Here is a 15,014-nt window from a genome sequence, read left to right as displayed (position 1 = left end):
CAGACCGACTGTCAGCGCAGCGGCAGGACCAGCCTCGTCACGTTCGCGGCCGGGTCGCCGTCCGGAGACGGGTCGGTCACGTACTCCTCCCAGAAGTCGCCGCGGCCGGCGGCGTCGTGCTCGCCGGCCCACGCGACGACCTCGCTCCACGCGTCGGGGAGCCCGTCGTACGGGCCGGTGTAGGTCCCCACGACCGCGGCGGACGCGGGGAGCTCGACGGTGTCGACGCCCTCGAACGGCCCCGAGCCCTCCGGGACGGCGAAGCCCGCGGCGACGTCGACCGAGTCGGTCGGCATGCCGGCGTACCAGCCGACCGCCGGTCCCGCGGGCGCCACGCCTGACGCCGCGAGCGCCTGCGCGACCTGCCCGTACGCCTGGTCGTAGAACCCGGCGAGCTGGTCCATGCGCACGGTCCGGCGCACCGCGACCAGCGTCACTGCCGGGAGCTCCACCCGCTCGACGTCCATGCTGCCCCGCCCCTCGTCGTCCCACGGCCACCCCCACGGCGGCCGCACCGATCGTCGCACCCGGGCGCCGGGCGCGCAGCCGGTCGCCGCGACGAGGCGCACGGCCGTGCCGCCGGGTGCGCGCGGCCGGGTGCGTGCCGCCGGGTGTGTCAGGGTGGGTGCGTGGCGGAGGCGGTACGGGCGCGCGTGGACGCGTGGTGCTGGGCGGTGCGCCTGTTCCCGACGAGGTCGGCAGCGGGCGCCGCGTGCCGCGCGGGGCACGTGCGGATCAACGGCGAGCGCGCCAAGCCCGCGACGATCGTCGTGCCGGGCGACGAGGTGCACGTGCGCGGCGGCGAGCGCGAGCGGGTCGTGATCGTGCAGCGCACGATCGTCAAGCGCGTCGGCGCCGCGGTGGCCGTGACCTGCTACCTCGACCGCTCCCCCGCGGTGCCGCCACGTGAGCAGGTCGCCGTGGCGGCCGTCCGCGACCGTGGCGCGGGCCGGCCGACCAAGCGCGAGCGCCGCGAGATCGACCGCCTGCGCGGCCGCGCCTGACGCACGCCCGGCGACCGGCGACCGGCGACCGGCGCGCGACGACCGGCGACCGGCGACCGGCGAACCTCACCGCAGCCGTGCGATGAGTCCCTGCGCGTCGACGGGCGCCCGCACCTTGACGTCGTTGTCGAAGTAGACGAAGACGTCCCGGGGCGTGGCCACGGCCGGCGGGCCGAGCCGGCGCGCGTCGTCGGGCTCGCCGCCCGCGGCCCACGCCCGCACGCGCGCGGCCCAGCGGTCGAGCGCGGCGTCGTCGTACCCGCTCGTGTACAGCTCGGTGTCGCCGTGCAGGCGCACGTAGACGACGTCGGACGTCACGTCCTCGATTCGCGGCCAGCGGCCCGCGGTGTCCGCCACCACGACGCCGACGTCGTGCTCCCGGGCCAGCGCCACGAACGCCGGCTGCTCGAAGGACGCGTGCCGCACCTCGAGCACGTGGCGCAGCGGCCGGTCGGCGTCGGTGGTGGTCCACGCGCGGCCGTCGAGGCGCTCGTCGTGCTCCGCCGCGAGCGCCGCCGCCGCCGCGGTGCTGCGCGGCAGCAGCGCGAAGAACGAGGCGAGCCGCGCCTCGTCGTACCCGAGGTTCGGCGGGAGCTGCCACAGCACCGGCCCCAGCTTGTCGCCGAGCGCCAGCACTCCGCTGGCCAGGAAGTTCGCGACCGGGGTGCGCACGTCCGCGAGCTTCTTGAGGTGCGTGACGAAGCGCGGTCCCTTGACCGAGAAGACGAAGTCCGCCGGCACGTGCTCCGCCCACGACCGGTAGCTCTCCGGCCGCTGCAGCGCGTAGAACGAGCCGTTGATCTCGATGCTCGTCATGCGCTGCGCCGCGAACTCCAGCTCGGCGCGCTGCGGCAGCCCGCGCGGGTAGAACTCACCCCGCCACGGGGCGTACCGCCAGCCCGAGATCCCCACGCGCACGTCCATGCGGACCAGCCTGCCCTGCCGTGCGGAGGGCGGCAGGGCGGGCCGGTCCGGGCGCGTGGACCCGGGGCTCAGGCTGCGCGGCAGGTGACCGAGGTCGCCGTCGGGTCGCCCGTGCCCTGGAACCCGAGCTCCGTGGTCCCACCGGCCGGGAGGCTGCCGTTCCACGGCGCGGGCGTGAACGTCGTGGTGCCGCCCGCCGTGGTCACCTGCGAGCTCCACGCGTTCGCGACCTGACCGCCGGGCAGGGTGGCGGTGACCGTCCACGACGAGATCGGCCGGGCGCCGGCCGTGACCCGCACGGTGACCACGAAGCCACCGGGCCACCGGCTCGCGACGACCCACTGCGCCGTGCAGCCGAGGTACGGGGGCATGGTGAACGTCGGGCTCGCGGTCGGCGAGGGCGTCACCGTGGGCGTCACCGTGGGCGTGGGCGTGGGCGTGGGCGTGGGCGTCGGCGTGGGTGTGGGCGTGGGGGTCGAGGTGGGTGTGGGGGTCGGCGTCGGGCTCGTCGTCGGCTGCGTCCCGGTGAGGACCGCGGCGAGCGGCGCGTACCACCGGTCGGCCATCTTCACGATGCCGGCGTCGTTCGGGTGCACGCCGTCACCGGTGTCGGTCGCCGGCACCCAGCCGGTCCACTGGTCCACCACCCGGACCGGCGACCGCGCGGTGCTCAGCCCGGCGGCCCAGGCGGGGATCGCCTGGTTGAGCGCGACCGTGCGGGCCGGGCACTCGGCGCACGACGCGGGCGCGACCGGGATGATCTGCGCGACGAGCACCACCATGTCCGGGTTGTCGGCGCGCATCTGCTGCACGAGCGTGGTGTACGCGGCGAGGATCTCGGTCGTCGAGCGGTTCGACCACACGTCGTTGGTGCCGAAGTGCATGAGCACCACGTCCGGGTGGGTCGCGCCCAACCACCCGACGAGCTGGCCCCGCGCCGCGACGTCGGTCACCAGGTAGCCGCCGTGGCCCTCGTTCTCGCCGTCGTACGCGAACCCGCAGCCCTGGCCCGGGAGCGTCCCCACGAAGTCCGTGCCGGTGAGCCCCGCGGTCTGGAGCCGCTGCCAGAGCAGCGCGCGCCAGCAGCCCGGCGAGCCGGTGATCGAGTCGCCCAGCGCCATGATCCGCACGGGCGAGGCGGCCGCGCCGGCGGGCGAGGTCGCGACGAGCCCCATCACCGCGGCCAGCGCCGCGACCGCGAGGCCGGCGAGCAGCGCCGCCCAGCGTCGCGGGTGGGACCGCCCGTCCGCAGCCGGTCCGCTGACGGTCGTCCTGGTCGTCGTCATGCTCGTCCTCCCCCGTCGGGTCCGCGACGTCGCGGACGTCCGCGTACGGCCACCTGGCGTGTGCAGCGTGCAGCCCGCGTCCGCTGCGCCCGTCGTTCGCGGATCGTCGAACCGCCTCCGGCGCGGGCGCGAGCGCGCGTGGTCTCGTCGTACCGTCCCGCACGTCAGGCGGTCCGCACACCCGTCGAATCGCTTAACCTCGCGGCCCTCCACGACGCCTCGCCGCGGGCCACTCCCCCGGCCGTCCGGCGCGCCGGAGCACGGGTGGCCGCGTTCCCCGGCGCCGAGCGCGACGAACCCGCCAGGATGAGGTGTCGAGATCGTGATCGCTCGCGCGTCACCACCACGAACGGCCCGGGAACCCGGGCCCCCACGACCCAGGGAGCCACCATGCAGTTCCTCATGCTCGTCTGCACCGACCCCGAGGCCGAGCCGTACCGTGCCGAGGACGACAACATCGGCGAGTGGGTGCGGGACGTCGAGCAGCGCGGCGTGCACGTCATCGGCAACCGCCTGCGCCCCGCGGCCGAGGCGCGCACCGTCCGCCTGCGCGGCGGCGACCTGTCCGTGACCGACGGCCCGTTCGCCGAGGTCGGTGAGCACATCGCCGGGTTCGACCTGCTCGAGTGCGCGTCGCTCGAGGAGGCGGTCGCGGTCGCCGGCCGGCACCCGATGGCCCGGTTCGGGCGCATCGAGGTGCGCGCCGCGTGGCCGTTCGAGGACGAGGCGCCGAACCCCGCGTGACGGCCGCGTCGGACGCGGGTCCGGCGGTAGGCTGCGCGTCATGAGCGAACCCGTCCTCCAGCGCCGCGACGACGACCGCTCCGGGTCCCCGGAGCGCGCGGTCACCGTCTTCTTCGCGTTCCTGCTGTTCCTCCTCGGCCTCGCGCTGTTCGCGGTCGCGTTCGAGGTGGTCGACGCCGCCAAGCCGTGGGTGTTCTTCGGTGGCATCGCGTCGATCGCGCTCGCGTTCGCGATCCCGATGACGATCGTCCCGGCCCTCGAGGACCGCTGACGACACCGGCACGACACCGGCACCGACACCGGCGCGGACGCCGCACGGCGCCGGCACCACCGCACAGGCCGCAGCCCGCTCGGGTTGCGGCCTGTGCTGCGCCCGGGGGGCGTGACCTTGGTCTCACCTGCGGGGCACCCGGCACTCCTACGTTCGGTCGCGAGAACACTTCGCCGCCCGAGGGGATGTCGTGGACGCTGTCGCCCGCACCAGTGAGAACCGCCCGCCGCACGGCCGCCGCCGACGACCCCGGGCGCTGCGCGCCCTGCTCGCCGCCGCGCCGCTGACCCTGCTCGCGGCGTGCGGTCAGGCCGCCTCGGGCACCGAGGGCGCGCACCGCGGCGAGGCGAGCCTCGCCCTGCCGGACCTGAGCCAGGTGAGCGTCCTCGGTGGGCTGTCCGGCCGCGTGCTGCTGGGCCTCGGCCTCGTCGTGTGCGTGATGGGCCTGGCCATGGGCCTGGCGACGTACCTGCAGCTGCGCCGGCTCGAGGTGCACGCGTCGATGCGCGAGGTCTCGGAGCTGATCTACTCCACGTGCCGTGCGTACCTCGCGCAGCAGGGCCGGTTCTTGCTGGTGCTGTGGGGGTTCATCGCCGCCGTCATCGTCGTGTACTACAAGGTGCTCGTCGGGTTCGCGTGGGGTCGGGTCGGCATCGTCATCGCGTTCAGCCTCGTCGGCATGGCGGGCTCGTACTCGGTCGCGTGGTTCGGGATCCGCGTCAACACCCTCGCCAACAGCCGGGTGGCGTTCGCGAGCCTGCGCGGCCGGGCGCTGCCGCTGCACCGGGTCCCGCTGCAGGCGGGCATGTCGATCGGCATGGTGCTGATCAGCCTCGAGCTGATGATGATGCTGGTGATCCTGCTGTTCCTGCCGCGGGACGTCGCCGGCGCGTGCTTCATCGGGTTCGCGATCGGTGAGTCGCTCGGCGCGAGCGCCCTGCGCATCGCGGGCGGCATCTTCACCAAGATCGCGGACATCGGCTCCGACCTGATGAAGATCGTCTTCAAGATCAAGGAGGACGACGCCCGCAACCCCGGCGTGATCGCCGACTGCACGGGCGACAACGCGGGCGACTCGGTCGGCCCGTCGGCGGACGGCTTCGAGACGTACGGCGTCACGGGCGTCGCGCTCGTGACCTTCGTGCTGCTCGGCGTCCCGGACCCGGCCGTGCAGGCCGGCCTGCTGGTGTGGATCTTCGTCGTGCGCGCCGTGATGATCGTCGCGTCCGCGGCGAGCTACCGCCTCAACGACCTGGTGGCGAGCCGGCGCTACCGCGACGCGGAGCGGATGGACTTCGAGAAGCCGCTGTCGAGCCTGGTCTGGCTCACGTCCGCCACGTGCATCGTCGCGACGTTCGTCACCACGTGGTTCGTGCTCGCGGACTCCGCGGCGGCCGACCAGTGGTGGCGGCTCGCGACCATCGTGTCCTGCGGGACCATCGCGGGCGCGCTCATCCCCGAGCTCGTCAAGGCGTTCACCTCCACGTCGTCGCGGCACGTGCGGGAGGTGGTCAAGAGCTCGCGCCAGGGCGGCCCGTCGCTCAACATCCTGTCCGGGCTGGTCGCGGGCAACTTCTCCGCGTACTGGCTCGGCGTCGCGATCGTCGGCCTCATGGGCGGCGCCTACCTGCTGAGCCTCGACGGCCTCGCCGACCTCATGATGGCGCCCGCGGTGTTCGCGTTCGGGCTGGTCGCGTTCGGCTTCCTCGGGATGGGTCCGGTGACCATCGCGGTCGACTCCTACGGCCCCGTGACCGACAACGCGCAGAGCGTCTTCGAGCTGTCCGTGATCGAGGACCTCGAGGGCATCGACGACGAGCTCGAGCGCGACCACGGCTTCCGGCCGCAGTGGGAGCGCGGCAAGCTCATGCTCGAGGAGAACGACGGCGCGGGGAACACCTTCAAGGCGACGGCCAAGCCGGTGCTGATCGGCACCGCGGTGGTGGGCGCCACCACGATGATCTTCTCGATCATCATGGGCCTGACCGAAGGGCTGACCACGGGGCTGGAGAACCTGTCGCTGCTGCACCCGCCGTTCCTGCTCGGCCTGATCACGGGCGGCGCGGTCATCTACTGGTTCACCGGCGCCTCCATCCAGGCGGTCACCACCGGGGCGCACCGTGCGGTGGAGTTCATCCGCACCACCATCAAGCTCGACGGTGCCGCGAAGGCCAGCGAGGCCGACTCCCGGCGCGTCGTGGAGATCTGCACGCAGTACGCGCAGCAGGGCATGCTCACGATGTTCCTGGGCGTCTTCTTCGCGACCCTCGCGTTCGCGTTCGTCGAGCCGTTCTTCTTCATCGGCTACCTGGTGTCCATCGCGATCTTCGGGCTGTACCAGGCGATCTTCATGGCCGACGCGGGCGGCGCGTGGGACAACGCCAAGAAGATCGTCGAGACGGACCTGCACGCCAAGGGCACCGCGCTGCACGACGCGACGATCGTCGGTGACACGGTCGGCGACCCCTACAAGGACACGTCGTCGGTCGCGCTCAACCCCGTCATCAAGTTCACGACGCTGTTCGGGATGCTCGCGGTGGACCTCGCGGTGTCCCTGACCGACCGCGGCCAGCACACGCTCGTGCTGACGCTCGCCGCCGCGTTCTTCGTCGTATCCGCGTTCTTCGTGCACCGGTCCTTCTACGGCATGCGGATCCGCACGTCGCTCGAGGGCGAGGACGAGCCCGCGGTCGAGGACGGTCCGACGAGCACGCCCTCCGCCGGGTCCGAGGCGGCCCGCAGCCCGCACGACGAGCAGGTGCCGCAGGAGGCCGGCGCGCGATGAGGATCGCCGTGCTGTACCGCGACGCGCTCGTCGACCCCGACGGGCGCGTCGCGGGGCACGACGCGGGCGCCACGCTCGTGCGCCGGCTGCTGCGGGTCTTCCCCGGCTCGATCGTCGTGGGCGACGGGCCGCGGCGGTGCCAGGGGTTCGACGTCCTGCCCCTCGAGTTCGTGGACGCGGCGGACACGCTCGTCGTGAACATGGACGTGGTCGACTCGCCCTCGGTGTGGCGCACGCTGCGCGCCTCGCACGACGAGCCGCGCGTCATGAACTTCGTGTGGTGGACCACCTCCCAGTTCACGCACCCGGTCGAGCGCGCCGCCCTCGGGCTGTCGTGCGCGCTGTTCCCCACGTTCGCCAACTCGGAGCGCACCGCGACCGAGGTCCGCGAGATCGTCGGGCAGCAGGTGGTGCAGCAGCTCGCCGAGCACGCGCGGATCGGCTGGGTGAACCTCGGGATCCGGCTCGAGCACGTGCACCCGCGCCGTGAGCCGGACGTGCCGGTGGTCCTCTACCCGGCCATCTACCTGTCCGAGCGCAAGCAGCCGCGGCTGTTCGTGGACGTCGTGGAGCGCGTGCACCGCCAGGCGCCGCTGCGGGTCGAGGCGCGCCTGGTCGAGTCGCACCTGGTCTCCGAGGAGGCGATGCGGCTGTCCCGGCTCGACTGGGTGTGGCTCGGCCCGCTGACCGCGAGCCGGGACGACTACTGGCAGGCGCTCGCGCGCACCACGGCCTTCCTCGCGACCTCGACCGACGAGTCGTACGGGCTCGAGTACGTCGAGGCCCTCGTCGCCGGCGCGGTCGGCGTCCTGCCCGACCGCGCGTGGGCGCGCGCGCTGGTCCCCGACGGCTACCCGTTCCTGTACCGCGACGCGACCGAGGCCGAGCGGCTGCTCCTGCGCGCCGTCCAGGACCCGGGCGCGTGCCGCCGCGAGCTCGACGCGTGCGTCGACCCCACCGGGTCGGGCGGCGCGTTCCAGCGCTGGCTGCGCGCCCGGCACGACGACGACGGGTTCGACCGCGCGGTCGTCGAGCACGTCCGGCGCTGGTTCGGCTGACGGGACCGTCCGTCGGGTCCCGGGCGTGTCAGCCGGACCCGACGAGCGGGACCAGCCAGTCCGCGACGTCCGGCGCGAGCGAGCGCGCGTAGGTCGCGGTCATGTGGTGCGCGTCGCGCCAGACCAGCGCGCCCCCGATGATCGGCGGGCAGGACCCGTCCGGGCAGAACCGGTCGGTGAGGTCCAGGACCGGCACGTCCGAGGTGCCGGCGGCCGACTCCTGCTGGGCGAGACCGGAGCGCGCCGCCGCGGCCTCCTCCCCCACCGTGCACGCGCTCGCCCAGCTGCCGGTGTGCCGCGCGACGCACTCGGGCACGTCGATCCCGACCCACGGCGTGTCCCCGAGGACGACGACCCGGGTGCCCGCGGCCGCCAGCTCCTGCCACGTCGCGTCGAAGCCGTCGACGACCGCCTGCTCGCCCGCGGCTCCCGTGAGCGGGCCGTCGTCGCCCGCGGGCTCGACCGCGTCGTTGCTGGTGACCACGACGTCGGGCGGGTCCGCCAGGAGCGTGTCGAGCACCGCGCGGTTCCACTCGACGCACGTCTCGTACGGCCCGTCGATCGTGGACAGCCAGGGCGTCGCGGACGTGAACGCGCAGCTGCCCTTGGTGTAGGTGTCCAGCCGCCAGCCGTTGTCCTCGGCGACCTCGCGGACCGCGGGCTGCCACTGCCCCGCGTGCGAGTCGCCGACCAGCGCGACGACGGTGGACGCGCCCGGGTCACCGTACGTGCACGCAGCCGGCTCGACGCCGAGCGAGTTCTGGTGGCAGCCGTCCGCGTACAGGTCCGCGACGTCCTGCGTCGCGTCGGCGAGCGACGGCACGAGCGTGTCGAGGTCCATGCCGGCGTCCGGCCCGTCCCACCCGCCGTCGCGCAGCACCTGCGCCCCGGGCGGCGTCGTCGCCGGCGTCGGTGTGACCAGCCCGTGCACCGCGGCCGCCGCCCCGAGCCCGACGAGCGTGCACACCACGCCGAGCGCCCCCGCGGCACGGGTGGTCGCCCGCCACCGCACGTGCAACGGCCGCTCGACCAGCAGGTAGGACGCGACCGCCGGCACCACCGAGACGGCCACCGCGGCCACGCCCCAGGTGACCGGCAGGTCGCCGTCCGCGAGGCTCGTCGCCACCACGACCGCCGGCCAGTGCCACAGGTACAGCGAGTACGAGGTGGCACCCACGGGCTGCAGGACGCGGGCCCGCAGCGGTGCGAGCCCCGCGCCGACGACCCCCGAGGCGAGCACCAGGAGCGCGCCGGCCACCGGGACAGCCGCGGCCACGCCCGGGAACGGTGTGGCTCCCGAGAAGGTCGCGGCCGCGAGCACGACGAGCCCGAGCCCCACCCACCCGGCCGCGGTCAGCCAACGCCGTGGCAGGCGTGCCACGCGTGGCACCGCGAGCGCCAGGAGGGCGCCCGCCGCCAGCTCCCACGCCCGGGTGGTGGTCACGAAGTAGGCGCGCGCGGGCTCGTCGTGCGTCAGGTGCACGGACCAGGCGAGCGAGGTGAGGCCCAGCACGGCCACCGCGACGACGAGCGTGCGCCGGCTCAGGCGACGGCCCCGCCGACGGGCGACGGCCAGCAGGGCGACCACTAGCAGCGGCCACACGACGTAGAACTGCTCCTCCACCGCGAGCGACCAGAAGTGCTGCACGGGGCTGGCCGCGCCGCCCGCGGCCAGGTAGTCGACCGAGCGGTCCGCGAGGCGCCAGTTGACGACGTACAGCGCCGTCGCGGCCACGTCGCCCGCGATCTCCCGCCACCGCGTGACCGGCAGCCAGACGACCGTCGCCGCCGCGACCCCGACGAGGGTCAGCGCCGCCGCCGGCAGCAGCCGCCGTGCTCGTCGGGCGTAGAAGCGCCCCAGGCGCAGCCGTCCGGTGGTCAGCGCCTCGTCGACCAGCAGTCCGGTGATGAGGAAGCCGGAGATGACGAAGAAGACGTCGACGCCGACGAACCCGCCCGGCACCGGGAGGCCCGCGTGGTAGCTCAGCACCAGCAGCACGGCGACGGCGCGCAGACCCTGGACGTCGGCGCGGCGGGGCGTCCGCTCGCGCGCGGGCGCCCGGACGACGCTCGGCGGGGTCTCGGTCTGCTGCACCGGGGGACGGTAGCAACCCGCCCCGTCACCCGCTCGGTCGCACCCACCGGCGACGGGCGGGGACAATGGGACGGCACGACGCACCGCACCACCACCCCGCGCCAGGAGGCACAGCGTGAGCGAGCCCACGAGCCCTGCACCGACGGACACCGCCGGCACGAGCACGGACCGGATGAACGTGGAGTCGTTCAACCTGGACCACCGGACCGTCGCCGCGCCCTACGTGCGCCTCGCCGACGCCAAGCGCCTCCCGGCCGGCGACGTGATCGAGAAGTACGACGTACGGTTCACGCAGCCCAACGTCGCCCACCTCGAGATGCCGGCGGTGCACTCGCTCGAGCACCTGGTCGCCGAGCACTCGCGGAACCACACCGACCAGGTGATCGACTTCTCGCCCATGGGCTGCCAGACGGGCTTCTACCTCACGCTCGCGGGGCACTGGGAGTACGACGACGTGCTCGCGCTGGTCGAGGCGACGCTGCGCGACGTCCTCGCGGCGCAGGAGGTGCCGGCGGCCAACGAGGTCCAGTGCGGCTGGGGCGCCAACCACACGCTCGCCGGCGCGCAGGACGCGGCACGCGCCTTCCTGGCGCAGCGCGACGCGTGGAGCACGGTGACGGCGTGACGTCGCCCGACGACACGGCCACGCGCCCCGGCGCGCTCCCGGCCGTGGACGCCGTCGTGGTCGTCGCCATGGACGTCGAGGCCGAGCCGTTCGTCGCCCTCGCCGAGCACGCGCACCCGCCGGTCGTCGCGCCCGGTGGGTCCGAGCACCGTCGGCTCCGGCTCCGGGGCGCCGACGTCCTGCTGGTGCGCTCCGGCATCGGACTGGTCAACGCGACCGCCGCCGCAGCGGTCGCCCTCACGACCGTGACGCCCCGGTTCCTCCTCAGCGCGGGGAGCGCGGGCGGTCTCGCGGCCGGCGTGCGCGTCGGCGACGTCGTGGTCGGGGTGCAGCACGTCCACGCGGGCGCGGACGCGCGCGCGTTCGGGTACGCGCTGGGTCAGGTGCCCGGCATGCCCGCCGTCTACCCGGCCGACGAGCGCCTGCACGCCGCCGCGATCACCGCCGCCACCTCGCTCGCCCCTTGGCCGGGTGCGCCGCACGAGGTGCGGGTGCTGCCCGGCGCGGTGGTCTCCGGCGACGTGTTCGTCGACGCCGACCGCGTCGCCCCCGTGCGGGCGGCCTTCCCGGACGCGCTCGCGACCGACATGGAGACCTCCGCCCTGGCCCAGACGGCGTACCGCTTCGGCGTGCCCTTCCTGGCCGTGCGCGGGATCAGCGACCTGTGCAGCCCGATGGAGGCCGGCGAGTTCGCGACCCACGTCGACGACGCCGCCGACCGCTCCGCGGCCGTGGTCGCCGCGTGCCTCGCGCAGGTGCTGCGGCAGACCTGAGCCCGGCACGGCCTCGATCGTCGCGTGCCTCGATCGTCGCAGGCCTGGATCGTCGCCGCGCCGGGTCCTGGGCGCGCTCAGGCGCCGCGGCGGGCGAGCTCGGCGTCGATCTGCGGGTCGCCGAGCTGGCCGAGCCAGTGCAGCAGGTCCGGGTAGGTCGACGGGTTGGCGGCCAGGTGGACGCGCAGCTCCGGCGCCTGGGCGGCGATCGCGGCGAGGACCTCGAGGTCCGTCGTCGGGTCGAGCGCCTGCTCCGCGGTGAACGGGTGCGCGGGCACCGCCGTCCCGGCGGAGTGCGGCACGGGGCGGTCCACGCTGCCGGTCGGGCCCTCGCTCGGCGTCGTGGCCTCGACGGCCGGGTCGCCTGCCGGGGCGCCGACGACGTCCTGCTCCGACCCCGCGACCGGCTCCGGCGAGAGCGTCGGGGCGACGACGGGCGCGGCGACCGGCGCGTGCGCCGTCGTCGGCTCGTCCGCCGGCTCCTCGTGCGCGAGCTCGACGAGCTCGATGCGGTCGGCCTCGATGCGGTCGGCCTCGATGCGGTCGGCCTCGTCACGCTCGGTCTCGTCGGGCTCCACGGTGTCGATGTCCACGCGGTCGATGTCCACCGGGTCGAGGTCACGCGCGGGCTCGTCGGTCGCGGCGACCGCCGTCGGCGTCTCGTCGAGCGCAGCGCCCTCGGTCGCCGGAGCGGCGGCGTACGGCGGTGCCACGGGCGGCTGCCCGGCGCGGGCGGCGGCGAAGGTCGGCTCGTCGTCGTCCCGCCACCGGCGCAGCGGCTCGTCGTCCGCGTGCTCCACGAACCACGCGCGGACCGGTGCGGGCACCAGCAGCGCGACCGCGGCGAGCACCGGCAGCCCGAACGCCACCAGCAGGAGCTCGATGCCCACGCCGACGCCGGCCCCGACGAACCCGTCGGCGCTCGAGGCGACCAGCGCGATCGCCACGACCCCGAGGACGACGACCACCCCGGTCACCGCGAGCGCGGGGACGCGGGCCGACGACGGGCTGCCGAAGAAGATCGTCCGGGCGATGACCGCGGCCACCGCGGCGAACACCAGCACGACGACGAGCACGACGAACCAGGCGGGGACGCCCGCCCCGCTCAGCAGCGCCACGCCCACGAGCCACAGCACGAGGACCACGGCGTAGAGGGCGGCGACGGCCGTCGTCGACAGCCACGCGAGCGAGGCCGTGGTGAACCAGGGGCGCTCGGGTGCGTCCAGCGGCGCGGCCCGCAGGATGCGCCGAGCCGCGGGCGTGACGGCCAGCGCTCCCGCGGCGGGCAGCAGGACGAGTGCGGCGCTCCCGCCGGCGACCGACATCGTCAGGAGCACCTCGCGGCCCACACCGTTGAGCGGGCCGAGGAACAGCAGGTCGAACGCCGCCACGACGGCGACGGTCACGAGGAGCGCGCGCCACGGCGCCGACCGCAGCACCGTGCCGAGCAGCGGGACCGCGGCCACGGCAGTGATCAGGAGCGCGCGGACGAGCGAGCTCAGCAGGAACGCCCAGCCGCCCGAGCCACGCAGGATCGACGGGCTGTCCACCAGCACCGACACGACCCCGACGGCCTGCAGGAGCAGCATCATCACGAGCAGCGCCACGAGCGCGGTGCGCAGCGCGCGGGCGAACAGGTCGGCGGTGCGCGGCGCGCCGATCTCCGCAGCGCGCGGCGCCACCACGAGCGCGACCCCCGCGAGGCCGATCGCGACCGAGGGCCCGAGCCCGCCGCCGGCGGAGAGGCGGCCGTCGTCGAACGCCGCGACGACGTCGAGGACCACGTAGACCAGCACCACGACCAGGTACGGCACGTTGGCGAGGGCCCGCACCGCGACGACCGTGCGGTTGGTCCATCCCGGCGGCATGGCGCCCGCACGCGCGAGGTAGAACAGGGACAGCGACAGGATCGAGACGACCGTCGTGAGCACGACCTCGACCCGGTCGGTCGCGGAGCTCCGCGCGTCCCAGCCGAGCCCGAGCGCGACGCACAGGAGCACGATGGCGAGGACGTCCGTGACGTAGTCGCGCACGGGGACGCTGCTGAACGGGCCGGGCCGGCGCGCGCTCGCGTGGGGCAGGCCGTCGCTCCGGCCGTCGGGCACCCTGACCTCGTCCGGGTCGCTCATCGTCGTCTGGCCTCCGTGTCGTCGAGCCGTGGTCACCCGGTCGCCGTCCCGCACGCGTTCGCGCTGCGGCGCACCAGCCTCGTCGTGACTGTAGCGGCGCCACCCAGGTGCCGCGTCCGTTTCGTCACGCGGTGGAGGAGGCTGCACCGCCGGGGGCCGCGCGCTCGAGGAGGACCGCCACCTCGTAGTGCGTCGTCTGCGGGAACATGTCGAACACGCGCGCCTCGCGCACCACGAGCGCGGGCATCGCGGCGAGGTCGGCCGCGAGCGACACCGCGTTGCAGCTGGAGTACACGACCCGCGGCACGGTCGACTCCTGCAGCCACCGCGCGAGCTCCGTCCCGATGCCGCGCCGGGGCGGGTTCACCACCACCGCGTCCGGGGGGTGGGCCGGGTCGGTCGCGAGCGCCCACGCGGTGGCGTCGGCCGCGACGAACCGGGCGTCGGGGTGCCCCAGCTCGGCCGCCGTGAGCCGTGCGGAGGCGACCGCCTCCGCGCTGGTCTCCACGCCGACCACGTGCGGGGCGCCGACGTGCAGCGCGAACCCGCCCACCCCGCAGTACAGGTCCCACACCGTCTGCGCGCCGGTGTCCGCGACCCAGCCGGCCGCCTGCGCGTACAGCGCCGCGGTGACCGCGGTGTTGGTCTGGAAGAAGCTGCGGGGCCGCAGGTGCAGCGCCACGCCGTCGACCTCCATGGTGAGCGACTGCCGCTCGGTGAGCGGGATCTCGAGCTCGCCCTCCAGCACGGCCTTGTGCTCCGGCAGCACGTTGACGGACGCCACCTCGAGCCGCGGCAGCTCCGCGCGCAGGCTCGGCAGGTGCTTGCGGATGCGGGCGACGGCCTCCTGGGAGCGCAGCACGAACCGCACCATCAGTGCGCCGTCGGGCGCCTGGGTGACGAGCACGTGCTTGAGCTCGCCGCGCCGCGAGGGCACGTCGTAGGGCGTGATCGCGGCGCGGGTCACGAACCGCGCGACGGCCGGGAACGCGGCCCGCAGCCCGTCCGGGTACAGGCCGCAGCCCTGCAGGTCGACGCCCTGGCCGGCGGCGTCGAGGATGCCGAGCGTCGGTGCGTCCGCGGTGCCGGCCACGACCATCTTCGCCTTGTTCCGGAAGGCGTCCTCCGGGCTCGCGACCGGCGGCAGCCACACCGGCTCGTGGTCCGCCAGGAGTGCGCGGCAGTGCTGCTGCTTGGCCGCGAGCTGCTCGTCGTACGGCCGCCCCATCCAGCCGCAGGACCGGCACAGGCCCGCGTCGAAGTAGGAGCACTGCACGTCCACAGCCTACGGGCGAGGCCCCGGCCGGCTGTCGGGCCCGG

Annotated in this window: 13 protein-coding genes; 7 read left to right on the top strand and 6 right to left on the bottom strand. The window is 74.8% G+C overall.

Annotated elements, in window-relative coordinates:
- Positions 1–11: 11 nt before the first annotated feature.
- Positions 12–467 carry a GyrI-like domain-containing protein gene (locus KIN34_RS15020; protein WP_214352666.1) on the bottom strand — a complete coding sequence of 152 codons (456 nt, stop codon included), beginning with the start codon at positions 465–467 and terminating at the stop codon, positions 12–14.
- 162 nt (positions 468–629) lie between these two features.
- On the opposite strand from KIN34_RS15020, the gene KIN34_RS15015 reads away from it, so the two are divergent.
- Positions 630–1,004 carry an RNA-binding S4 domain-containing protein gene (locus KIN34_RS15015; RefSeq protein ID WP_214352664.1) on the top strand — a complete coding sequence of 125 codons (375 nt, stop codon included), beginning with the start codon at positions 630–632 and terminating at the stop codon, positions 1,002–1,004.
- 66 nt (positions 1,005–1,070) lie between these two features.
- Here the strand turns inward: KIN34_RS15015 and KIN34_RS15010 are convergent, their stop codons facing one another.
- Positions 1,071–1,928, bottom strand: a complete 858-nt coding sequence (locus KIN34_RS15010) for a DUF72 domain-containing protein (protein ID WP_214352662.1) — start codon at positions 1,926–1,928, stop codon at positions 1,071–1,073.
- A gap of 68 nt (positions 1,929–1,996) precedes the next feature.
- The gene (locus KIN34_RS15005) at positions 1,997–3,214 is read right to left on the bottom strand and encodes a GDSL-type esterase/lipase family protein (protein WP_214352660.1); all 1,218 of its coding nucleotides are present in this window, start codon (positions 3,212–3,214) and stop codon (positions 1,997–1,999) included.
- Positions 3,215–3,604: 390 nt separating this feature from the next.
- On the opposite strand from KIN34_RS15005, the gene KIN34_RS15000 reads away from it, so the two are divergent.
- From KIN34_RS15000 to KIN34_RS14985, 4 genes are all read left to right on the top strand, one after another.
- Complete coding sequence (locus KIN34_RS15000) at positions 3,605–3,958, top strand: YciI family protein (RefSeq protein ID WP_214352658.1); 354 nt, start codon at positions 3,605–3,607, stop codon at positions 3,956–3,958.
- 40 nt (positions 3,959–3,998) lie between these two features.
- Positions 3,999–4,229 carry a hypothetical protein gene (locus KIN34_RS14995; RefSeq protein WP_214352656.1) on the top strand — a complete coding sequence of 77 codons (231 nt, stop codon included), beginning with the start codon at positions 3,999–4,001 and terminating at the stop codon, positions 4,227–4,229.
- Positions 4,230–4,419: 190 nt separating this feature from the next.
- Entirely contained in the window at positions 4,420–7,014 is a 2,595-nt protein-coding gene (locus KIN34_RS14990) for a sodium-translocating pyrophosphatase (protein ID WP_214352654.1), read from the top strand.
- Positions 7,011–8,072, top strand: a complete 1,062-nt coding sequence (locus tag KIN34_RS14985) for a glycosyltransferase family 1 protein (RefSeq protein WP_214352652.1) — start codon at positions 7,011–7,013, stop codon at positions 8,070–8,072. The genes KIN34_RS14990 and KIN34_RS14985 overlap by 4 nt, the downstream gene beginning before the upstream one ends.
- A 28-nt stretch (positions 8,073–8,100) precedes the next feature.
- Here the strand turns inward: KIN34_RS14985 and KIN34_RS14980 are convergent, their stop codons facing one another.
- A complete protein-coding gene (locus tag KIN34_RS14980) occupies positions 8,101–10,167 on the bottom strand; it encodes an acyltransferase family protein (RefSeq protein WP_214352650.1) in 2,067 nt (688 codons plus the stop codon).
- Positions 10,168–10,339: 172 nt separating this feature from the next.
- On the opposite strand from KIN34_RS14980, the gene KIN34_RS14975 reads away from it, so the two are divergent.
- The gene (locus KIN34_RS14975; protein ID WP_214353116.1) at positions 10,340–10,792 is read left to right on the top strand and encodes an S-ribosylhomocysteine lyase; all 453 of its coding nucleotides are present in this window, start codon (positions 10,340–10,342) and stop codon (positions 10,790–10,792) included.
- The gene (gene mtnN / locus KIN34_RS14970) at positions 10,789–11,565 is read left to right on the top strand and encodes a 5'-methylthioadenosine/S-adenosylhomocysteine nucleosidase (protein ID WP_307858278.1); all 777 of its coding nucleotides are present in this window, start codon (positions 10,789–10,791) and stop codon (positions 11,563–11,565) included. The genes KIN34_RS14975 and mtnN overlap by 4 nt, the downstream gene beginning before the upstream one ends.
- A gap of 77 nt (positions 11,566–11,642) precedes the next feature.
- Here the strand turns inward: mtnN and KIN34_RS14965 are convergent, their stop codons facing one another.
- Both KIN34_RS14965 and rlmC read right to left on the bottom strand, forming a co-directional pair.
- On the bottom strand, positions 11,643–13,694 hold the full coding sequence (locus KIN34_RS14965) for a DUF7937 domain-containing protein (protein WP_214352648.1): 2,052 nt from the start codon (positions 13,692–13,694) through the stop codon (positions 11,643–11,645).
- A 124-nt stretch (positions 13,695–13,818) separates the two neighbouring features.
- The gene (gene rlmC / locus KIN34_RS14960) at positions 13,819–14,970 is read right to left on the bottom strand and encodes a 23S rRNA (uracil(747)-C(5))-methyltransferase RlmC (protein ID WP_214352646.1); all 1,152 of its coding nucleotides are present in this window, start codon (positions 14,968–14,970) and stop codon (positions 13,819–13,821) included.
- Positions 14,971–15,014 lie beyond the last annotated feature (44 nt).

The sequence above is a fragment of the Cellulomonas fulva genome (assembly GCF_018531375.1).
Lineage (GTDB): Bacteria > Actinomycetota > Actinomycetes > Actinomycetales > Cellulomonadaceae > Cellulomonas > Cellulomonas fulva.
Note: the sequence above shows the minus strand (reverse complement) of the source record. Positions and strands in the feature narration are given on the sequence as shown.